14 protein-coding genes are annotated in these 21,756 nt (G+C 73.4%); 6 read left to right on the forward strand and 8 right to left on the reverse strand.

Translation table 11 applies throughout. The features are described from left to right. Positions 1 to 9: 9 nt before the first annotated feature. The 4 genes from ACYVD5_RS09850 to ACYVD5_RS09865 form a co-directional block, all read right to left on the reverse strand. The gene (locus ACYVD5_RS09850; RefSeq protein WP_461000644.1) at positions 10 to 1,710 is read right to left on the reverse strand and encodes a glycosyltransferase family 2 protein; all 1,701 of its coding nucleotides are present in this window, start codon (positions 1,708 to 1,710) and stop codon (positions 10 to 12) included. After that, positions 1,707 to 3,791 (reverse strand): glycosyl transferase family 2, encoded by a 2,085-nt coding sequence (locus ACYVD5_RS09855; RefSeq protein WP_461000645.1) that lies wholly within the window; start codon positions 3,789 to 3,791, stop codon positions 1,707 to 1,709. The genes ACYVD5_RS09850 and ACYVD5_RS09855 overlap by 4 nt, the downstream gene beginning before the upstream one ends. Then, on the reverse strand, positions 3,788 to 4,801 hold the full coding sequence (locus ACYVD5_RS09860) for a class I SAM-dependent methyltransferase (protein WP_461000646.1): 1,014 nt from the start codon (positions 4,799 to 4,801) through the stop codon (positions 3,788 to 3,790). Before ACYVD5_RS09860 ends, ACYVD5_RS09855 begins: the two co-directional genes overlap by 4 nt. Positions 4,802 to 5,117: 316 nt before the next feature. Beyond that, positions 5,118 to 7,214: an acyltransferase family protein gene (locus ACYVD5_RS09865; protein ID WP_461000647.1), complete on the reverse strand. Its 2,097-nt coding sequence runs from the start codon at positions 7,212 to 7,214 to the stop codon at positions 5,118 to 5,120. A gap of 462 nt (positions 7,215 to 7,676) precedes the next feature. On the opposite strand from ACYVD5_RS09865, the gene ACYVD5_RS09870 reads away from it, so the two are divergent. The 5 genes from ACYVD5_RS09870 (at position 7,677) to ACYVD5_RS09890 (ending at position 16,974) form a co-directional block, all read left to right on the forward strand. Then, positions 7,677 to 8,225, forward strand: coding sequence for a hypothetical protein (locus tag ACYVD5_RS09870; RefSeq protein WP_461000648.1), 549 nt, complete (start codon positions 7,677 to 7,679; stop codon positions 8,223 to 8,225). A 150-nt stretch (positions 8,226 to 8,375) separates the two neighbouring features. Then, positions 8,376 to 10,124 (forward strand): DUF2397 domain-containing protein, encoded by a 1,749-nt coding sequence (locus ACYVD5_RS09875; RefSeq protein ID WP_461000649.1) that lies wholly within the window; start codon positions 8,376 to 8,378, stop codon positions 10,122 to 10,124. Continuing rightward, positions 10,121 to 11,536, forward strand: coding sequence for a TIGR02678 family protein (locus ACYVD5_RS09880; RefSeq protein WP_461000650.1), 1,416 nt, complete (start codon positions 10,121 to 10,123; stop codon positions 11,534 to 11,536). The genes ACYVD5_RS09875 and ACYVD5_RS09880 overlap by 4 nt, the downstream gene beginning before the upstream one ends. A gap of 231 nt (positions 11,537 to 11,767) precedes the next feature. After that, positions 11,768 to 16,081: a TIGR02680 family protein gene (locus ACYVD5_RS09885; protein ID WP_461000651.1), complete on the forward strand. Its 4,314-nt coding sequence runs from the start codon at positions 11,768 to 11,770 to the stop codon at positions 16,079 to 16,081. A 278-nt stretch (positions 16,082 to 16,359) separates the two neighbouring features. Continuing rightward, positions 16,360 to 16,974 (forward strand): superoxide dismutase, encoded by a 615-nt coding sequence (locus ACYVD5_RS09890; RefSeq protein WP_461000652.1) that lies wholly within the window; start codon positions 16,360 to 16,362, stop codon positions 16,972 to 16,974. A gap of 118 nt (positions 16,975 to 17,092) precedes the next feature. Here ACYVD5_RS09890 and ACYVD5_RS09895 read toward each other — a convergent pair whose 3' ends face one another. The 4 genes from ACYVD5_RS09895 to ACYVD5_RS09910 all read right to left on the reverse strand — a co-directional run bounded on the left by ACYVD5_RS09895 (position 17,093) and on the right by ACYVD5_RS09910 (position 21,252). Beyond that, the gene (locus ACYVD5_RS09895) at positions 17,093 to 17,767 is read right to left on the reverse strand and encodes an HAD family hydrolase (RefSeq protein ID WP_461000653.1); all 675 of its coding nucleotides are present in this window, start codon (positions 17,765 to 17,767) and stop codon (positions 17,093 to 17,095) included. 67 nt (positions 17,768 to 17,834) lie between these two features. Continuing rightward, a complete protein-coding gene (locus ACYVD5_RS09900; protein WP_461000654.1) occupies positions 17,835 to 20,219 on the reverse strand; it encodes an ATP-binding cassette domain-containing protein in 2,385 nt (794 codons plus the stop codon). 168 nt (positions 20,220 to 20,387) lie between these two features. After that, entirely contained in the window at positions 20,388 to 20,798 is a 411-nt protein-coding gene (locus ACYVD5_RS09905) for a VOC family protein (protein WP_461000655.1), read from the reverse strand. Between the two features lie 10 nt (positions 20,799 to 20,808). After that, positions 20,809 to 21,252: a helix-turn-helix transcriptional regulator gene (locus ACYVD5_RS09910; RefSeq protein WP_461000656.1), complete on the reverse strand. Its 444-nt coding sequence runs from the start codon at positions 21,250 to 21,252 to the stop codon at positions 20,809 to 20,811. A 190-nt stretch (positions 21,253 to 21,442) separates the two neighbouring features. Between ACYVD5_RS09910 and ACYVD5_RS09915 the strand changes: the two genes are divergently transcribed. Then, the gene (locus ACYVD5_RS09915) at positions 21,443 to 21,715 is read left to right on the forward strand and encodes a hypothetical protein (RefSeq protein ID WP_461000657.1); all 273 of its coding nucleotides are present in this window, start codon (positions 21,443 to 21,445) and stop codon (positions 21,713 to 21,715) included. Positions 21,716 to 21,756 lie beyond the last annotated feature (41 nt).

A 21,756-nucleotide genomic window follows, 5' to 3' on the forward strand; every position in this document is an offset into this window, starting at 1 on the left:
GGTGTGCGTTCAGCGGGTCAGGCGGTCGGCCAACCACCGCGGCCACCCGCGGCTGAGCCAGCGCAGCCGCCGCTCCAGGCGCTCGGCGCGGGTGCGCTGGGCGTTGGCCTCCCCTTCGGCCGTGCGCAACCGGCTGCGCCAGTCGTGCGGCACCTGCTCGTCCTCGCCCTCGACGAGGATGCCGCCGCTGCCGATCCAGTGCACGCCGTAGAGCCGCTCGACCGCGCCGTCGAGCCCGGCCCGCCCGTCCTGGTCGGCCCGGCCGTCCCGGCCGCTGCTGCCGCTGCCGCCTGTTGGGGCGTTCTCGGCCGCGCCCAGCCGCCGCGCCCGTGCGAAGGCCGCTGTGCGCTCCAACCGGATCGATCCGGGCCCGTGCGCGGGCACCCCGGCGGCCGTCACCCGCACCAGCCCGGCGCCCTGCTTGTCGGCGGCCTGGGTGAGCCGTTCCAGCGCGCGGTGGCCGGGCCGGCAGCCCGCCGGCAGCCGCAGCCGGAACGGGACCTGCGGGTCGGGTTCGGGCGCGGTCTCGGCGAAGACCACCCGGGAGTCGCCGCGGAAGGTTTCGCGGATCAGGCGCAGGTCGAGGTGCTCCTCTTCCAGCGGGGAGCGGCGCTCTCCGCTCAGCTCCGACCACGGCCCGACCAGCGTCAGCCGGATGTCGGCGGTCCCGCCGCCCAGCAGCGCGGCGGCGGTGGTGTCGGCGTCCTCCAGCGAGGCGCCGGACACGTCGATCTCGGCGTCGACGTAGGGCACCGGCCACTGCCGCGGGCCCTGCTTGCGCCGGTTCTCGAAGTTGGGCACCCGCCCGGCCACGAACGGGTGCCGGTAGCGGGTGCCGGCTTCGCGCTGGGTCTGCATCTGGGTGCGGCCCAGGTGCCAGCTACTGGAGTCGTGGTCGGGCACGAACACGGCCCCGGTCTGGGCCACCCGGTAGGCGAACTCGGAGTCGCCGCCCAGCACCAGCTCGGCCGCCAGCCCGCCGGCCTCGTCGAACACGCTGCGGTGCAGCGATCCGGAGGCGCCGATGAACACCCGGTAGGCCAGGTGGCCGGCCGAGGTCAGGTTCCGGGTCTTGTCGATGGTCTTTTCGATCCAGTGCGGTTCGGCGCCGGCGGGGTCGAACAGCTCGCCGGCGCGGCCCGCGGCAACGGTCGAACGCACCGACTCCGGGTCGAGCTCGCCGGGGGTGAAGGGCACGAACAGCTTGTGCCCCAGCACCGCGATGTAGTCGGCCAGGTGGTGCCAGCGCATCTGCGACTCGACGTGCTCGCGGTAGACCAGCATGTCGGCGTCCAGCCGCAGCACCACCGCGCCGTCGCTCGCCGCCGCGCCGCAGTTGACCGCGTGCGCCGATCCCCACCCGCCCGGGTCGGCGGTGACCATCCGGCTGTTCTCGGGCCGCACCTCGGGCAGGTGCAGCGCAGGCGTGCTGCCGTCGTCGACGACCACCACCTCCATCAGCCGGTCCGGGTAGCTCTGCGCCGCCAGCGCCGCCAGCACCAGGTCGAGCTTGTCCTGGTGGCCGTGGGCGGGGATGACCACGCTCACGTCCAGGTGCGGCTCCCAGCCGCCGAGCGGGGGCACCTCCAGCACCGTGTGGTCGTTGCCCCGGATCCAGGGCCGGGGCACCCCGGCGGGCGCCTGCGTGCCGGCTGTTCCGCTCGGCTCGCCGCCGCTTGCCGCGGCGCCGTCGTCGTCGACGATCGTCACACCGTCTCTCTTTCCGTGTCGGGGGTGCGCGCGCCGGCCGGGCGGCCGGCCGGCTCTTCGCCGGCCAGGCCCGCGGGCCGCCGCCCCGGCCATTGGCGCTGCGAGTCGCGCAGGAAGTAGGCGTCGTCCTCGGTCCAGGTGTGCCCCGACGCGCTGCGGCGGACCAGGTAGTTGTGGGAGTGGGTGCGGTAGACGCGCCCGCCCGCCGCGCCCACGGCCAGCAGCAGCTGGGTATCGACCGCGCGGGACAGGTTGCGGAACCAGCCCGCTTCTTCCAGCACCACCCGGTCCGTCAGCAGGCTGCCGCCCGATACGAACCTGGTGGTCTGCTCGGACTCGCCGGGACGCCACACGGTGCGGTCGATCTCCTCCAGGTACACGAACTCGGGCCCGCAGCCGACCACGTCGGCGGAGGCGTAGGTGCGGGCCAGCAGGAGGTCGGCGAGGTGGTGGGGCCCGTAGAAGTCGTCGTCGTCCCATTTGGCGATGACGGTGCCCCCGGCCCGCGCCGCCGCCCGGTTCAGGACCGTACCGAAAATCTCGGTGCGGTCGGCCGCATACACGCCGATCTCGCGTCCGGTCGCGGCGAAACGGTCGATCGCGGCCTGCACGCCCGGCGCGTCGGCGCCGAATCCGTGCAGGGCCAGCACCACCTCGGTGTCCACGTCGCGCTGGGCGGCGATCTGCTCCAGCGCGGATGCGACCAGGCCGGGCCGGCGGGTGCACAGCAGTACCGACACGCGCGCCTCGGGCCCAGGCGCCAGCCCGGCCTCGGCGCCGAGTGCCCGCCAACGGGCGGCCGTGGAGTGCGTGCGCAGCGCGCACCGGCGCAGCGCCACGCTGTAGCGGTCGCGCCGGAGCCGGTCGGCGAGGTGGTCGGCGGTGACCGAGGTGAGCAGGGCGACCAGGTCGCCGCCGAGCGCGTCGGCCCAGCGGGGTACCTGCTCGGCGAAGACGGGCACCCCGGCGGCGGCCAGGCCTGTGACAGCGCGCATGGCGGGCAGCGGCCCGCTGTAGCCGGCCCAGTCGACCTTGATGCCGCGCAGCGTGCGCAGGTCCGCCACGTCGGCCTCGCTGACCGCGCCGGTCGGCGCCAGGACCGCGAGGGTCCGGCGGCCGTGGGTGATCACGGGCCGGCCGTCGCGGGCACCCAGTTCGGCGACGCGCCGGCCTGCGGCGCTGACGTATCCGGTGGGGTTGACCACGCGCTCATCGACCGGTGGCACGTGCGAGGGGCCGTCCTCGCGGGTACCGCCGCGCCGGATGCGGCCGGGGCCCTGCGGGCCGCTGATGTCGGCCCAGGACAGCGCGTCGGCGGCCAGCCGGTCCAGGGCCGGCACCTCGGTGTCGGTCCACGGAGTGATGGTGCCGGCGGCGGTGTCGGTGCCCACCCGCAGCGCGAGGTCGGCCAGCGGCGTGACGCGGTGGCGGCCGACCGGGCCTTCGGGCGCCACCGCGATCGGGTGCGCCCGGCCCGGCAGCCACACTGCGGCGCCGGTGCCGCTCATGGCGGTGGGTGCCGCAGCGGCCGGGCCGCGGCGGCGGCCGATCGCGCCGAAGGACACCGCGTCCAGCACCGGGCCCCCCTCGACCGGCTCCAGGAAGTACAGCTCGCAGGCCCAGCCGCCCTCGTCGAGCCGGCGTACCCGCGACTCCTGCAGCTCGCTCCACTGGCCCAGCCCGGGGGCGGACGGCAGCGGGGGGCCGTGGTGGCCGGATGCGGCCAGCACGACGACGACCTGGTGGGTACGGGGGATGCGGGTGGCCAGGCTGACGGCGCGGCGCAGGTCGGCCAGTGAGGCGGCGACAACGGCCACCAGTCCCACCGGAGCGGCGGTGGCGGCGTCGCGGGCCGCCGCTGCGGTGCCGTCGCCGGTGCCGGAGCCGGTGGAACCGGGTCCGGCCAGCAGCGGCACCCCGTTGGCCGAGACGCGGTCGAGGTCGACGCGGCGGTCGCCGGGGCGCAGCGCCGGCCGGCCGGTACCGCTGCCGGCACCCGGGCCGATGTGGCCGATGAGGGCGGGCAGGTCGCCCCGCAGGCTCAGCGCCCGATCGAGCACCGGTGCGGCGCCGGCCGTCACAGCGCCGTCCGGGTGAAGACGCGGACGCCTTTCTCGGCCTGCTCGTCGTGCGCGCTGAGGTCGGGGAAGTCGTGCAGCCACCGCTTGCTCATCTTGCGCTCGTCGGGGCGGCCGGCGTCGTCGAGCACGACGACCGCCTGGGGGGCGCAGCGGGGCATCAGCACCGGCAGGGCGGGGTAGCGCGCCTGGCTGGCGGTGGCCTCGGGCGGGCCGTCGATGAAGAGCAGGCCGATGTCCTTCAGGTCCTCCACGGCCGCGGTGTCGTACCAGGGCTGGGTCTGCTCGCCGGCGGTGCCGTCGCCGTCAGGGCTCCAGTCGGCCAGCGGGGCGTAGCGGACCTCGACGATGTCCTCGAGCCCGTGGTCGCGCACGAGTTGGCGCGACAGTTCGGCGTAGCCCTCGCTGTGTTCCAGCGCGACCAGGCGGCCGGCACCGGCCTGGCGCAGCGCGTAGCCCAGCCAGACGCTGGAGGCGCCGCTGCCGCACTCGACCACGAGCTTGGGGCGGTGGTTCTCGATGGTGCGCACCAGCAGCCGCATCACGTCGGGCGAGGCGGCCCAGCCGCGCAGGGACGGCATGAACGGCGCCGCGTCCAGGTGGTCGCGCAGCTCGGTCCAGGCGACCTGCTGCTCGTAGTCGTTGCGGCCCTGCACGGTGATCGCCTTGGACAGCTCGGCCGAGACCGAAGGCAGGGTCTGGGCGCGGACCCGCTTGAGCTCATTGCGGGTGCTGTCCAGCGACTTGATCATCTCCAGGCGGTCGGTTCCGATCGCCTCGGTCACCGAGCGCGCCTGGGCGTCGATGCGGCGGTCGAGGGTGTTCACCCGCCGTGTCAGCCGCACCATGAGCAGCAGGTTGGCCAGTACCGCGCCGCCGACGGCACCCAGCGCGGCGAGTTGTGCGGCACCCTCCCAGCTCAGCACGCCCAGCGCGGCCAGGGTTGCGAGCACGGCCACACCGGCCGCGCCGGCAAGGAAGGCGGCTGCGAGGTATTTCCGGCGAGGACGCATAGACCGCAGGGACCGCATGTAGAAGACCTCCAGTGATGTGGCGCCCGCCGACTCGGGGCGGACGGGGGGATTTCCCGCGCCGGTTGATCGCGGAGCGTGTCAGCGGCCGCTGCAGGGCAGCGATGTGAAGGCCACCGGAACAGTGGATTTCAACCGCAAATCGGGATGGAAAAGACAGTAACCCAACGCAGGCGTCCGCGCATCGGACACGCTTGGCATTGAAACTGCGCAGTGGCAGTGTTCCCTGTGCGTTCATACTCGACTAACCGGCCTTTGGCCAACCGGAAACGCTGCGCAAGCGGGAAACCGGCGAAGGTCACCAGCCGGTGGCCGACTTCACCTGCTCTTCGAGCATAGGCGCAAGGGTCCGGCTGTAGGTGGCGGTCAGGTGCGAATGGTCCCAGAACACCAGCACGTTTCCGATCACGGCCGGACACCGGCCGCCGGGGCACACGTATTCGGTCAGATCGATGAGCGACACATTGCCGGGAATCCCGCTGCGGCGCTGCGCAGGATCGGACCCGGCATGGCTCCAGGATTCCGGCGACACGCACTCGCCGGGCCCGTTGGCCTCTACGCACTGCGCTCCCTCGTAGTTGATGCGGGGCAGGTCGCGGATCCCGATGACGTCGATGCCCATGGCGTCCAGCTGCCGCCAGCGATCCACGAACCCCGGATGCACGGTCTCGCCGGCGTGGGTGGCGCGGGTCGAGGACGTGAGCACGGCGTCGGGGCGCAACCGCTTCAGCTCGGCCATGGCGCCGGCGCGCCACTCGGTGCACTCGGGGAAGGGCTCGCCGTCGTCGGTGGGCGGGTCGGTGCTGAACTGGCAGCCGCTCTTGGTCAGCGACACCACCTGCCACCCGTTGGGCCGGGCGGCCTCGCGCAGCGCGGCGAACCAGTGCGCCGTGCGTGAGGCGCCGACCAGGGCAATGGTGTGCTCGGCGGAGTCCGGACCGTAGGTACAGACCACGGCCTCGGTCTCGGCCATGCCCGCGTGGCAGCCGTCGTCGTAGGCCTGGTTCTGGTCGGCTTTGGCATCGGCCGGCGCGGGCAGCACCGGCGCATCGGGCAACTGCTCGGCCACCTCGGGGTCGGTGAGCACTTGGGCCCCGGGGTAGCGCACCTGGCTGGCGGCCAGCTCCGCGCGTTGCGCACGCTGCTGTTCGAGCCGGTCCGACCACAGCGACGCGCCCGCCGCAACCGGCGCCAGCACGACCACGGCCGCGGCCAGCGACCACACCCGGCCGCGCGGGATGCGCTCCAGCCGCGCCAGGCCGTCCTGGACCAGCACCTTGGTCGCCGCGGCGAGCAGCACCGACACCAGCAGCACCAGGCACCCGCCCAGCAGGCCGGGGGCGGTGCGCCCGGTGGCCTCCAGGTAGCACACCAGTACGGGCCAGTGCCACAGGTACAGCGCGTAGGCCAGGTCGCCCAGCCGTGTCAGCGGCCCCCACGACAGCAGGCGGTCGGCGCCCCAGCGGCGCCCGGACCCGCCGCCAGCGAGCACCAGTGCCGCGGCGAGCGTGGGCAGCAGCGCGATGTAGCCCGGGAACAGGGTTGAGACGTCCACCACGGCGCCGCACAGCACCAGCGCCGCAAGCCCGAGCCAGCCCAGCACGGCGCGCACGGTCCCCGGCAGCCGCGGCACAGGCGGCAGCAGCGCGAGCAGGCCGCCCAGCGCCAGCTCCCACAGCCGGGCACCGGTGTCGAAGTAGGCCCAGGGCTGGTCGGCGGCGGTGATGTACACCGAATAGGCCAGCGAACCGGCGCAGACCACGCCAAGCGGCACCAGAACGGCCCGGCGCACGGGCACGCCCAGCCGCGCGGCGGCAAAGGCCGCAGCCGCGATCAACGGCGGCCACAGCAGGTAGAACTGGCCCTGGATCGACAGCGACCAGAAGTGCTGCAGCGGGCTGGCGGCGCTGTTCTGGGCCATGTAGTCGACCGCGTTCAGCGCCAGGTGCCAGTTCTCGAAGTACAGCGCCGAGGCGAACACCTGGTCGGCGACCGCCTGCCACTGCGAAGCCGGCAGCAGCACCAGCGCGGCCGCCGACACCGACGCAAGCACCACCGCCGCGGCCGGCACCAGGCGGCGCACCAGACGCGCAATGAACGAGGCGAAGCCGACCGACCCGCCGCGTTCGACGGCGCGCACCAGCGACCCGGTGATCAGGAACCCGGTCAGCAGCAGAAAAACGTCCACGCCGCCGGAGACCCGGTTGAACCAGATGTGGTACACGGCCACCAGCACCACCGCCACCGCGCGCAGCCCTTGGATCTCGGGGCGGTAGCGGCTGCCCGGCGCAGGCGAGGCGGCTGCGGTACCACCGGCCGGCGCGCCCGCGCCGGCGGACGGTGACGGGGACGGCGCGGATACGGCCGGGTCAAAGGCCTGGGCTGACGCTGACATGAAGCCGGGGGACCACCTAAGGGAGACGGCCAGGCCAAGGGGGACGGCCCTGGAACACGAATAACGGGCCCGGGCCACTGGGGAATGGGGCCGCGGGAGCACCGTTCGCTGCAGCCTGCACCAGCCCGGTTGCAAAGGGGAGAGTACCGGGACACGGGCGCATGAATACCGCATGGAGATTGGGGCATCCGCTATGTGCAGGCGCCGTTGCGCCCGTCCTTGGTCGGTCGCGGGTGCGCAGATGGCTTGATCAGGGGCGCCAAGGCGGATCAGCGGCCGGGCCGCGCATGGTTCATGTCAAAATAATGACCTCCGGCCGTGCAATGGGTGAATTTTTCGTCACGTGCGCATAATTCTGCGGTTCACCGGACTTGGCACGACAGGCCGGTGGCCAGGATGGAACCGGATCTACTGCGCCGCACTGTCGCACCGTCGCTCTGTCAGATGTAGAAAGAGGCGGAAATGCGTGTTTTCGTGCTGAACACCGGCCGTTGCGGCTCGGTCACCCTCGCGCGGGCCTGCGAGGAACTGACCAATTACACAACCGGCCACGAAAGCCGTGCCCGCCGCATCGGCGACGAACGGCTGGACTACCCCGACCAGCACATCGAGGTCGACAACCGGCTCTCCTGGTTCCTGGGCGGACTCGACGAGCGCTACGGCAGCGAACCGCTCTACGTCCACCTGCGCCGCGACCCCGTGCAGGTCGCCCACAGCTTCGCCAAGCGCTGGGAAAACGGCAACCCGGCCGGGGTCATCACCGCATTCGCCGGCGCGCTCGTCATCCGGCCCTCGCCCTGGCCCGCCGAGCGCCGCCTGGAGGTGTGCCGGTACTACGTGCAGACCGTCACCGCCAACATCGAGGCGTTCCTTGCCGACAAGCCCCGGCAGATGACCGTGTGGCTGGACGAGGCCGAGGAGTGGTTCCCGAAACTGTGGGAGCGCATCGGCGGCCAGGGCGACTTCGACAACGCGCTCCACCAACTCCAGGTGCAGCACAACGCGAGTTGACCCCCGGCCGCGCCCGATCGCCGCACGGCGGCGGGTGCGGCGTGCGCTGCAGGGCGGGCCCCGGGCACCCCTGCGCCAGGTCACCCGGCCCGCGGCCGCACCGGCGCCTGGCAGCGCCCGCCGCGGCGAAGCACTAAGTTGGTGCGGGCCATGCACAACGATGCCCAAGACACCTCGCCCGCCGCGGCGGGCAACGACGCCCCCGGCCCCACCGCGGCCTTGCCCGGAGCGGACGCGGACGACGCCAGCGGGCCCGGCGCAGGCCGGCTGCGGCTCTACGGCTACCTCACCGCCCCCGAACGCCGCACCTACCTGGCGGTCATGCGGCTGTTCACCTCGACACTGATGGCCGATCTGGGCGCCGGCGAGGTCGCCGCCGCCCTGGCCGCCGCCGAACGCCGCGGCGAGATCGACCCCGGCGAGTCGCGGCTGGAGGTGGTCGTGGACCGGTTGGAGCAGCTGGCCCGCTGGGGCAACCTGGTGCCCGGCCGGCGCGAGCCCGCGGCCACCATCGCCGAGTTCACCCGCAGCCGGGTCCGCTACCAGGCGGCCAAGCTCGCCGTCCGGGTGCAGCGCGACGCCGAGGACGTACTCAGCGTCGCCGAAGGCGCCCGCGAGGTCTCCCGCGAACTGCTGCCCGCCATCGAACGGGGGCTCGCCGACATCGAGGCCACCCTCGGCGAGGTCCTCGAAGCCGAGCAGGGCCGCGGCCCCCAGGCGGCATCAGCGCGCGGCCTGCGCGAACGCCTGGCCCAGCAGGTGACCACCCTGTTCCTGCAGCACGACGAGTTCGCGGCCGCGGTCCGCGACTTCTACGCCTACCTCGGCTCGGTCATCGCCCGCTACGACCTCGCGCCCGCGGAGATGGCCGGTTTCAAACACATGCTGCTGGAGTACGTCGAGCTGATCGCCCAGGACGTGCTGCGCCACTCCGAGCCGGTCGTGCTGCGGTTGGGCGCGCTCAACCGGCGGCGCGCGGTCCTACTGGAGCAGCTGGGCACCGGCCCCGGCACCGACCTGACCCCGCGCCCTACCCGGTCGGGCCAGACCGAGCTTATGGAACGCGCGCCCGGCCGACGCGCCGCCGACTGGGAGCAGCTGACCGGATGGTTCATCGGCGGGCCAGGGCGCCCCTCCGAGGTCGACGCGCTGCGCGAGGCGACCAGCCGCGCGATCACCGCCCTGTTCGCCAATGTCAAACGCGTCACCGGGGCCGGCGGGGTCGACCCGGGGCGGCGCCGCGACCTGCTGCGGCTCGCGGGCTGGTTCGACGCGGCCTCCCCCGAAACCGCCCACGACCTTTACGCCGCCGCATTCGGCCTGTTCCCGGCCCGCCACCTGGGCTTGGCGGCCGATGACGACGCCCCTGATCCCGCCCGCACCTGGCCGCAGGGCCGGCGCATCGACGTCGAGGTGAACGTGCGCAGCCGCGGCGAGCGCCTGCCCGGCGGCCAGGCGCCGCGCATCAGCGACGACCCGCTGGGGCGGGCGGCGCTGCTCGAAGAGGAGGAGCGGCGCCGCCACCGGCGCAACGCCGCAGTGGGCGAACTGTCGGCGGCGAGCGGCAACCTCGCCGGGGCGCGGCTGTCCAGCGACGCGCTGGAGATGCTGTGCGAGCTGCTGACCTTGGCCGGAGCCACCCGCGACGGCCCGGCCGAGCAGGGCAGCGCCTCCGACGCCGTCACCGGGCTGACGGTGGTGCTGGAGCCGCGGCCGCAGGGGGCGGTGGCGCGCATCGGCTCCCGGTTGGGCACCATGGAGCTGCACGGCGCGGACGTGCGCCTGAGCGTGGATGAGTCGCTGCTTCCGGGAGACTCCGAGCGGGAGCGCGATCCCGACCACCGGGGGCAGGGCGGCCGGGGGCCGGAACACGAGCAGGGGCGGGAGCAGGCACGATGAGCCGCCGCGATCCGCTCGCGGGAGGCGAGACCGCCGCCCTCGACGGGCTGGACGAGATCGAGGCCGCACAGGTGCGCCGCTGCGCGCGGGTGCTGCTGCGCCACCCGCTGCTGCGCGCGCAAGGGGCCGACGGCGAGACCCTGTCGGCGGTGCGGCGCTACGCCGAACGGTTGCAGACCCTGTTCGCCGGATACCTGGGCTACCGCCTGGTGGTCGAACCGGCCTTCGCGCGCCTGTACAAGACCGGACGCAGCCCCGATGGGGTGCGCGGCGCCCACAAGGCCAACGGCGCACCGTTCACGCCGCGCGCCTACACCTACCTGGCGCTGGTGCTTGCGGCGCTGACCGGCGGCGGAGGGCAGCTGCTGCTGTCCTCGCTGGTCTCGGAGGTGCGCGCGATGGGCGCCGAAGCCGGCGTGGAACTGGGGTCGGGCATCGTCGACCGGCGCGCGCTCGCCGCGGCGCTGCGCCACCTGATCGACCTGGGGGTGCTCACCGAAACCGACGGCAGCGTGTCGCCGTGGGCGGAGGACGCCGAACGCGAAGCGCTGCTGACCGTCGACGCCGAATTGCTCGGCCACCTGGTCGCGGCACCGCTCGCGCGCGTCGGGGCGCCGGAGGAACTGGCGGCCCCGGCAGGAGCCGAAGGGCGCCACCGGGTACGGCGGCGGATCGTGGAGGACCCGGTCGTACCGCACTCCTCGCTCGACCCTGCCGACCGCGACTGGTTGCGCGCCAACCTGGGCGGCGAGGCGCATCTGCTGGAGGAGCTGACCGGCCTGCAACTGCAGGTGCGCGCCGAGGGCGTGCTCGCCGTCGACCCGGAGGGCTACCTCACCGACCGGAACTTCCCCGGAACCGGCACCGTGGCCCGCATCGCGCTGCTGGCGGCGGCCGAACTGCTGGCCGAGGCGGCGCCGGAGGCCGAAAGCGGGAACGGCCGCGGTGGCCGCAGTGGTAGCGGCCGAAGTGGCACGGGCAGTGGCGGCAGCGGCGCCGGCGGCGGTCCATCCGGTGCAGACGGCGCTGAGGGGTGGGTGCGGGTCGGCACCGACCGCCTCGCCGAGACCGTCGCGGCCCTTGCCGAGCGCTACCCCCGCGCCTGGTCGCGTGAGGCCGTGCGCGACACCGCCCGGCTCGCCGGATCGGTGACCCGGACCCTGGCCCAGGTCGGCCTGGCCCGCACCGCGGCGGGCACGGCGGCAGGCACCGCGGTGGAGATCAGCACAGCCGCCGCCCGCTACCGCCCGGTCCCGGACGGCCCCGAGGCGGGCGAGGGAACGGCCGAAGGCACCGCGGATGCCGAGGGTTTCGAAGCCGGTGATTCCGCGGTATCCGCCGCCGGCCAGGAACCCCTTTTCAGCGGCAGCGGCGGCAACGGCACCGGCCAGGAGCCTCTGTTCGGTATCTGAGAACCGGGCGGCGGCAGACGGCGGCGGTCCGCTGTGCGGCCTTGTGGCCTTGTACCCATGGTCGGTCGCGCATCGGCGGCGATACGCGCCGCGACGTCTTCTACCCTGCTCCGCAGGGGTTTTCAGTTCCCGCCCACCTGGAGGCGGGGATCATTTGGGAGGTACACGATCAACGCCAGCGAGCCCGACACCGGGCCCTACGCCGCACCCGGCGCAGCACACGCCCCCGACATGCCGCGCGAGCGCTGGCGGCTGCACCGCGGCGGCGTGGTGAACATCTGGCAGTACCGCGACGAGGAGTTCGACCTCTCCGGCGGCCGGGTCATCTTCAAGGGCACCAACGGGTCGGGGAAGTCGCGCACCCTGGAGCTGCTGCTGCCGCTGTGCCTGGACGGCGACCTGCGCAACATGGGCAGCAAGGGCTTCGACACCGTCAGCATGAGCCGGCTGATGCTCGACGACTACACCGAAGGCACCATGCGGGTGGGCTATGCCTGGGTCGAGCTGCGCGGCGTGCTCGCCGACGGCACTGAAACCTTCGTGACCTGCGGAATCGGTGTGAAGGCGAGCGCGTCCAGCCGCCAGGTCTCGGACTCCTGGCGGTTCATCACCCCCATGCGGGTGAACAAGGACGTCGCGCTGACCGAGCAGGACCGCCCCATCAGCCAGGCGCGGCTGCGCGAGCGCATCGGCGAGGACGCCGTGGTCAACGGGCAGCAGCCCTTCCAGCAGCGCGTCGCCGCCGCCGTCTACGGCATCAGCGGCGGCAGCCGCTACGCCGACCTGCTGCACCTGCAGCGCACCCTGCGCAATCCCGACATCGGGTTGAAGGTGCTGCAAGGCCAGTTGGAGCAGCTCCTGTCCGAAGCGCTGCCGCCGGTGGACCCCGACGTGATCGCCCGCACCGCCACCGGCCTGGACAACCTCGAGGGGGTACGGCGCAACGTCGCGCGGCTGCGCCGGGCCGACACCGCGCTCGGTGAGTTCCTGGAGGGCTACCGCGGCTATGCGCTGGGGGTGCTCGCCGACCGCGCCGCCAAGCTGGAGGCGGCCGAAACCGAGGCGGAGCGGGCCGAGGGGCGGCGCGCCAAGCGGGAGTCCGAGCGTGCGGCGGCCGAGGAGGTGCTCCGCGGCGCCGAGACCGAACGCGACGCGGTCACCGAACGCGCGGAGGCGGTGCAGACCGAGCTTGAGGCGCTGAAGGCCTCACCCGCCTACACCGCGCTGGGCGACCTGGAGGACAAGGAGGCCACCGTCGCCTCGCAGCGGCGGCACGTGGTGGCCGCGCTGGACAACGCCGCGGGGCTGCGTTCGGCCGAGGAGCAGTCGATCGGTGCCGTGGAGCGCTCGGCCGGGCTCCTCGCCCGGATCGGCGGCAGTGCGGCCTCCGGCGCCGCCGAGGCCCGCGAAGCGCTGGAGGGGGTGGGCCTTGCGTCGGCGCTGGGGCGGCTGCCGGAGCTGGCCCCCGCCTTGGAACGCGGGCAGGCCGCCGAACGGGTGCTGCAGTCGCCCGAACCCGGCGCCCGCCCCGAACAGGTGCAGCGGGAGTCGGCGCCCGGGGTGGCCGCCGCCGAACTGGAGGACGCCGCCGCCAACGCCGCCGAGCAGGTCGGCGCGGCGGCCCAAGCGGCCGGCGAACGCGGCCCCGAGCTGGCGGCGCTGCACCGGCGCGCCGAGCACCTGGCAGAAGAGGACCAGCGCGTTCAGCGGTCGGGCGAACGGGCCGCGAGCGCGGCCGAGGAGGCCGCCGGCGCCGCCCACCGGGCACGCGAAAGCGAGGAGCGGCTGCGCGAGCTGGGCCGGGCCTGGGCCGATGCGGTAGGGCGCTGGCGCGCTGAGGCGCTGCCCGCGGACGGCCCGGATGCGGCGGATGCGCCGGCGGAGGGCGCCGAGGCCGGCGGCCCGGCGGCGCTCGCCGATGCCGCCGAACACTCCGAGGCGCCCGACGGCGACGCGGTCGGCACCGACCCCGAGGCCTACCGCGGCACCCACCGCGACGTGCGCGCCGCGCTGCAGCCGCGGGTGCGCGCCGCCCAGCACGCGCTGCTGCAGACCCAGCAGCGCCTGGCCGAAGCCGGGGCCGAGCACTCCCGGCTGGAAACGGAGCTGGCGCGGCTGCGCACCCATGCCGAGGTCGAGCCGCCCGCACCGGCGGCGGCGACCGCGGAGCGCTCCCCCGAGGATGGCGCCCCGTTCCACCGGCTGGTCGACTTCGCCGCCGGCGTGTCCGCCGAGGCGCAGGCGTGCCTGGAGGCGGCGCTGGCGGCCGGCGGTCTGCTGACCGCGTGGGTGCGCGCCGACGGCCGCGTCGACCTGCCGGCCGCGGCGGGCGGCGATGGCGACGACACCTGGGCGGTTCCCGGGATGCCGTGCACCGGCCCGTCGCTGGCCGAGGTGCTGCGCCCGAGCTCCGGCGGCACCGCGGTGCCCGACGGCGCCGTCGAGGCGCTGCTGCGCTCCGTGCCGCTGCTGGACGGCGGCGCCCAGGTGCCCGCCGACGAAGCGGCCGCGGAGCCCGGCGGTGCGGCGTTCGGGCTCGACGGGCGCTGGCGGGCCGGGGTGCTGCACGGGCGGCACCGCAAACCCGCCGCCGAACACATCGGGGCCGGCGCCCGCGAGGAGGCCCGCAAGCGGCGCATCGCCGAGCTGGAACAGGACTGTGCGCGCAACGCCGCGCACCGCGACGGGCTGCGCGAGGAGCTGGCGGCCGCCCAGCGGCGCGAGTCGGCCTGGAACGCGTGCCTGGACTCGTTCCCCGACATCGGCGAGGTGCTGCGCGGCCACATCGAGACCCAGTCGCGCCGCTCGGCGGCCGCCCGCGCCGCCGCGGACGCCGAGGAAGCCAAGTCCGAGCACGACCGCGCCCGGGCGCGGCTCAGCGCCGAGCAGGCCGGCCACCGGCGCGCCTGCGCGCAGCTGGGCGTGGCCGCCGGCGCGGCCGAGCTGCGCGAGCTGTGCGAGCGGGCGCGCCGCGCGGGCGAGGCGTTGGAGAGCGTCGGCGCCCTGCTGCGCCGCGACTACCCCGAGGCGCTGCGTTCGGTGGCCGCCGCGCAGGCCGATCACGCCCGCACCGTCGAGAGCCGGCGCAAGGCCGAGTCCGACGCCGCCGAGGCCCATCGCGCCTACACCGAGGCCCACGCCGTGCTGGCCACGCTGCGTTCCGGGCTGGGCCGCGACGCCGAGGAGGTCGGCGCGCAGGTCAGCGCCCTGCAGGAGGAGCGCGGCGAGCTGCGCAACCGCGCCCCCAAGGCCCAGGGCGAGGTGGAGGCCGCGATCAAGGCGCTCGCCGATGCCGAGGGGCGGTCGGAGGCGGTTGAGGCCCAGGTGCGCGAGGCGCGCGCGAAGGTCGCCGACGCCGAGGACGCGTTGACCGATGCGGCGGGGGTCGGCGGCGTGTGGGAGGCCGCGACAGGCCTGGTCGAGCCGCCCTTCGACCGCGCGGAGCTGCGTTCGGCGCTGGATGAGGCCGTGCGGGCCGGTGCGGCGGCCGCCGACGGCGGTGCGGGCGATCCGGGCGGTTCCGCCGGCGGCTCGTCCGGTGGCGCCGGCGGCCGGCGGGCCAAGGGCGGCTCGGGGCGGTCCGCGCACGATCCGGCGGCCCTGGAGCGCGACCTGATCGCGCGGTTGCAGACACTGCAGGCCGCACTGGCCGGCACCCACGACGTCCAGGCCGACCGCGACCAGGGCATCCTGACGGTCGCGGTCAGCGAGGAGGCGGGCACCGCCCCGGTCGCGGCCACGGCCCGCGCGACCTCGGCCCGCCTGGCCCAAGCCGAGGAGAACCTCACCGAGCGGGAGGAGAGCGTCTTCGAGGAGTACCTGCTCGGCGACATCGCCGAGGAGCTGCACCGCCAGATCGGGGCCGCCGAGGCGCTGACCCGGCGGATGAACACCGTGTTGGAGGCCGCCCACTCCAGCCAGGGTGTGCGGGTGGAGCTGTCCTGGGAGCCCGCGCCGCAGCTGGATCCGGCCGAGCGTGCGGCGTTCGCGCTGGCCAAGAAGTCGGTGGCCCAGCGCACGGCCGAGGAGAACGACCGGTTGCGCCGCGCGCTGATGGACCGCATCCGCGCCACGCGCGCGCAGGGCAGCAGCACCGGCTATGCCGAGCTGCTGGTCGGTGCGCTGGATTACCGCCAGTGGTACGCCTACCGGGTGCGCATCCACGACACCGGCCCCGACGGCAAACCGCGCGACCGCCGGATCCGCCAGCTGTCCTCGGGTGAGACGCGGTTGGTCTCGTATGTGACCCTGTTCGCCGCCAGCGCCGCGTTCTACGACGCGCTGCAGAGCGACGCCGAGGGCCCGCTGCGGATGGTGCTGCTGGACGAGGCCTTCGAACGCCTCGACGACCCCACGATCGCCCGCCTGCTGGAGCTGCTGGTGGACCTGGACATGGACTGGGCGATCACCTGGCCGTCGGGCTACGGGGTTTCGCCGCGGATCGACCGCATGCACATCTACGACATCCTCAAACGCAAGGGCGCCTGGGGCGTGGCCTGCGCCCGCACGACCTGGAACGGCGCAGGTTTCGAGCGGTCGCCGTGAGAACCGTGCGACCGCAACCGGGGCGGCCGCGCCTGCGCGGCACAGCCGGGTGATGCAGTGGGTCGCGCGGCGGATGGCGGTGGGATGCATCCCTGCGGCGTTGCCGGGTAGCACGCCGCTGGGGCGCGTACCAAGCGCCGGGTCTGTGCTGTTTATTCCCGGTCCCGTCTGTCAGAAGGGCTATACGGGCGTGCCCCGGCGGCTGCTGATAGCTTTCTAGCGGCGATCCAGGTCGCCCCCGCAATCGTTGAAATCGCGTCAGAGGAAGGTGCGTAGACATGCCTGCGCCTTACGAGCTTCCGGAGTTGCCCTACGACTACGCAGCGTTGGAGCCGTGGATCTCCGGACAGATCATGGAGCTGCACCACGACAAGCACCACGCCGCATACGTCTCGGGCGCCAACACCGCCCTGGACAAGATGGCCGAGGCCCGGGAGAAGGAGGACCTGAGCACGGTCAACCTCCTGGAGAAGAACCTGGCGTTCAACCTGGCGGGCCACATCAACCACACGGTCTTCTGGCCGAACATGTCGCCTGACGGCGGCGACAAGCCCGAGGGCGAGCTGGGTGCGGCCATCACCGACCAGTTCGGCTCGTTCGACGCGTTCCGCGCGCACTTCGGCGCTGTGGCCACGGGCGTGCAGGGCTCCGGCTGGGCGATCCTGGCCTGGGACATCCTCGGCCAGCGGCTGATCATCGAGCAGCTCTACGACCACCAGGGCAACCTGGCCGCGGGCTCCTACCCGCTGCTGATGCTCGACATGTGGGAGCACGCCTTCTACCTGCAGTACAAGAACGTCAAGGCCGACTACGTCAAGGCGTTCTGGAACGTCGTGAACTGGGCCGACGTGCAGCGCCGCTTCGAGGACGCGCGCAAGGTCCAACTCGGCTGAGGCCTTCGGCCGGACCCGGCGCCGCAACGGGGCCGGATCGGCGAATGAGGGGCGGCACCGGGCGGAACCGCCGGTGCCGCCCCTCATTGCATGCGCCGCCCGGCACAGCGGGCGCACCTCAGGGGCGCAGCGCGGCCACGGCGTCGCGGGGCGTGTCGACCACGGGGTGGCCGGTGGCGGCCAGCCGTTCGCGGCTCATCATTCCGGCGGCGACCAGCACCGCGTGGGCACCGGCCTCGGTGGCGGCGCGGCCGTCGTCGTCGATGTCGCCGATGAGCACCACGGTGGCGGGGTCGACGTCCAGCTCGGCCAGGTGGTGGGCCAGGTGGTGGGCCTTGGAACCGTCGGCGGTGTCGAAGCGCCGCCCGTCGACCCGCACGAAGTGGCCGTCGAGCGCACGCTCGGCGACCAGTTGCACGACGGCCTCGTGGGAGGCCATCGACAGCAGCGACTGCGACCCGCCGTAGGAGTTCCAGTCGAGCAGGATGTCGGGGACACCGTCGGCAAGGCCGCAGGAGGGCAGCTCACCGCGGTAGCTGTCGTCGTAGACCTGGTTCAGCCGCACCCACTCGTGGTCCTGGAGGGTGCGCCCGAACAGGTCCTCGTAGCAGCCCTGCAGGGGGCGCCGGAAGAACGAACGCCAGAAGCCGAGGTCGACGGGCTCGTGCCCGAACTCGGCGCAGACCCGGTTGAGGGCCGCCATGTTGGCGTGGTTGTCGTCGAGAAGCGTGCCGTTCCAGTCCCAGACGATGTGCTTGACGCCGCTGAGGTGAGCGAACCCGTTTTCTGCCACGCAGAGCACTCTAAGGGACGGCCGGAAGCCGTCGGCCGCCCCGGGTCGGGTCCGGTGGATGGCGCGGTCAGGCGCCGACGTAGGCCGCGAGGTGCTGCCCGGTCAGCGTGGAGCGGTCGGCGACCAGGTCGGCCGGGGTGCCCTCGAAGACGATCCGGCCGCCGTCGTGTCCGGCACCGGGTCCCAGGTCGACGATCCAATCGGCGCGCGCCATGACCGCCTGGTGGTGGGCGATGACGATGACCGACTTGCCGGAGTCGACGAGCCGGTCCAGCAGGCCGAGGAGCTGCTCGACGTCGGCCGGGTGCAGGCCGGTGGTCGGCTCGTCCAGGACGTAGACGCCGCCTTTCTCGGCCATGTGCGTGGCCAGCTTGAGCCGCTGCCGCTCGCCGCCGGACAGTGTGGTCAGCGGCTGGCCGAGGGTCAGGTAGCCGAGCCCGACGTCGGCGAGCCGGTCGAGGATGGCGTGGGCGGCCGGGGTGCGGGCCTCGCCGGCACCGAAGAACTCCTCGGCTTCGGCCACGGACATCGCGAGTACCTCGCTGATGTCGCGGCCGCCGAGGCGGTGTTCCAGCACCGAGGCCTCGAACCGCTTGCCCTCGCACTCCTCGCAGGTGGTGGCCATGCCGGCCATCATCCCCAGGTCGGTGTAGACGACGCCGGCGCCGTTGCAGTTGGGGCAGGCGCCCTCGGAGTTGGCGCTGAACAGCGCCGGTTTCACGCCGTTGGCCTTCGCGAACGCCTTGCGGATCGGGTCGAGCACCCCGGTGTAGGTCGCGGGGTTGCTGCGCCGCGAACCCCGGATCGCGCTCTGGTCGACCGAGACGACGCCGGCACCGGCCGGCACCGACCCGTGGATCAGGGAGCTCTTGCCCGAGCCGGCGACACCGGTGACCACGCAGAGCACGCCGAGCGGGATGTCCGTGTCGACGTTTTGGAGGTTGTGCGCGTTGGCGCCGCGGATCTGCAGGGTTCCGGTGGGTGTGCGCACGGTTTCCTTGAGGGCGGCGCGGTCGTCGAGGTGGCGGCCGGTGAGCGTGCCGCCTGTCCGCAGCTGCCCGACCGGGCCTTCGAAGCACACGGTGCCGCCCCCGGTGCCGGCGCCGGGGCCGAGGTCGACGACGTGGTCGGCGATGACGATGGTCTCGGGCTTGTGCTCGACGACCAGCACCGTGTTGCCCTTGTCGCGCAGCCGCAGCAGCAGGTCGTTCATCCGCTGGATGTCGTGGGGGTGCAGGCCGATGGTGGGCTCGTCAAAGACATAGGTGACATCGGTGAGCGCGGAGCCGAGGTGGCGGATCAGCTTCGTGCGCTGCGCCTCGCCGCCCGACAGCGTGCCCGAGGGCCGGTCGAGCGACAGGTAGCCCAGCCCGATCTCGGTGAACGAGTCGAGCGTGTGCTGCAGTGCCGCGAGCAGCGGCGCCACCGAGGGCTCGTCGAGGCCGCGGATCCACTCCGACAGGTCGCTGATCTGCATCGCGCACGCGTCGGCGATGTTGATGCCCGCGATCCGCGACGACCGGGCCGCCTCGCTGAGCCGGGTGCCGCCGCAGTCGGGGCAGTCGGTGAAGGTGATGGCGCGGTCCACGAATGCCCGGATGTGCGGCTGCATCGCTTCGCGTTCCTTGGCGAGGAACGTTTTGCGGAGCTTGGGGATGAGCCCTTCGAAGGTAAGGTTGACGCCTTCGACCTTCACCTTGGTCGGTTCGCGGTAGAGGAAGTCGTGCAGCTCGGACTCGGTGTAGTCGCGGATCGGCTTGTCCGGGTCGAGCAGGCCCGACTCGGCGTAGACCCGGACGGTCCAGAAGCTGTCGGATTTGTAGCCGGGGATGGTGATGGCGCCCTCGGACAGGGATTTGGAGTCGTCGTAGAGCTCGGCCAGGTCGAAGTCGGAGACCGCGCCCCGGCCTTCGCAGCGCGGACACATGCCGCCGGTGCGGGTGAAGGTCTGTTTCACGGTCTTGCCGGCGCCGCGTTCGACGGTGATCGCCCCGCTGGCCCGCACCGAGGCCACGTTGAAGGAGAACGCGTTGGGTGAGCCGATGTGCGGCTGCCCGAGCCGGCTGAACAGGATGCGCAGCATGGCGTTGGTGTCGGTCACGGTGCCGACGGTGGAGCGGGGGTCGGCACCCAACCGCTCCTGGTCGACGATGATCGCCGTCGTCAGCCCTTCGAGCAGGTCGACCTCCGGCCGCGCCAGTGCGGGCATGAAGCCCTGCAGGAAGGCGCTGTAGGTCTCGTTGATCATCCGCTGCGATTCCGCGGCGATCGTGCCGAACACCAGGGAGCTCTTGCCCGAGCCGGAGACGCCGGTGAACACGGTCAGCCGGCGCTTGGGGATCTCGACGGCGAGGTCTTTGAGGTTGTTCACGCGCGCGCCGTGCACGCGGATCAGGTCGTGCCGGTCGGCGATGTGCTGTTCGGGCGGCTGTGTTGCCGTGCTCGCTGACATGGTCGTCGTTCCTCCATCGGTAGCGCCGGGCCGCCGCGGCGGCCCGGTTCGAGGTTGCGCGGCGCGGGGCCGCCGCGCACCCGCGGCGCACCCCCGGTCCGCGGTGCGGTGGTCTTCAGGTGCCCCGCGCCGGGCCCGGAGGCGGCGCGGGGGATGGGGAACCGGCGGTCAGCTCAGTTCCTGGACGCGGATCAGGTTGCCGGCGGGGTCGCGCACGGCGCAGTCGCGGATGCCGTAAGGCTGATCGGCGGGTTCCTGGACGACCTCGGTGTCGCCGGCCTGCAGCCGCTCGAACGCGGCGTCGAGGTCGGCGGTCGCCAGCAGGATGCCGGCGTAGGTGCCCTTGGCCATCATTTCGCTGATGGTGCGGCGTTCGTCGTCGGTGAGACCGGGGTCGACCGCCGGCGGTGTGAGGACGATGGATGTGCTGGGTTGGTCGGGCGGGCCGACCGTGATCCAGCGCATCCCCCCGTAGCCGACGTCCTTGCGGACCTCGAAGCCGAGGGTGTCGCGGTAGAAGGCCAGGGCGGCCTCCGGGTCGGTCTGCGGCAGGAAGCTCGCGTTGATGGTGATGTCCATGGCCATAACGTTAGACGCGGCCGGTGCCGGGCGCTTCTCGATTCCTGACCGGTCGCGTGACCTGTTTGGCCAGGCAGGACGGCATGCCGGCGGTCGCGTGCGCCGCCTGGTGCCGGTAGACGCTGGGCGGTACCCCGACCAGTTCGGTGAAGCGGCTGCTGAAGGTGCCCAGCGACGAGCAGCCGACCGCGAAGCAGACCTCGGTGACACTGAGGCCGCCGCGGCGCAGCAGCGCCATCGCCCGCTCGATACGCCGGGTCATCAGGTAGGAGTACGGCGACTCGCCGTAGGCGCGCCGGAACTCGCGGCTGAGGTGCCCGGCCGACATGTTCACGCCGCGGGCGAGCGCCTCGACGTCCAGCGGCTGGGCGTGCTCGCGGTCGATGCGGTCGCGGACGCGGCGCAGCAGCGCGAGGTCGCGCAGGTGCTGCGCTGAGGCGGATCTGCTGGCCACACCCGTGATGATGCCACGTCGCGGCGGCGTTGCCCAGACCGAGCCGCCGTATCCGGCGGGTCCTGCCCATGACCGCTGAGAGTGCGGAATCGCGGACGCAGGCGGGCGCGCGGTGGCATCCTTTTCTCTGGCCGGGTCGGACCCGCCGTCCTCTTCCCGCTGGGGGCGGCAGCGAGCGAGGAGCACAGCGGTGAACGAGGAACGGGATGGGCGAACCCGGAACATCGGTGCGCAGATCGATTCCTTCGACCGTGCGATGCGCTGGAAAATGATCCGGCAGGTGGCCAAGATGGCCGCGACGGGAGGGGCCGTCACCGGTTTCCTGGGCGGTGCGGCGGCGATCGCTCTCGGCGGCGGGGCCCAGTGGGTGGCGCTGCTGGGCGGCGGGGGTTTCCTGCTCGGTATCTCGATCGGCGCGATCGACCTGCTGTTCCACATCTATCTCAGCGACGACATGTGGTAGGTGCCGGTGGGGCCGGGCGCGGCACCGCGCCTGTGCCCGGT

It is taken from the genome of Streptomonospora sediminis (genome assembly GCF_054778995.1).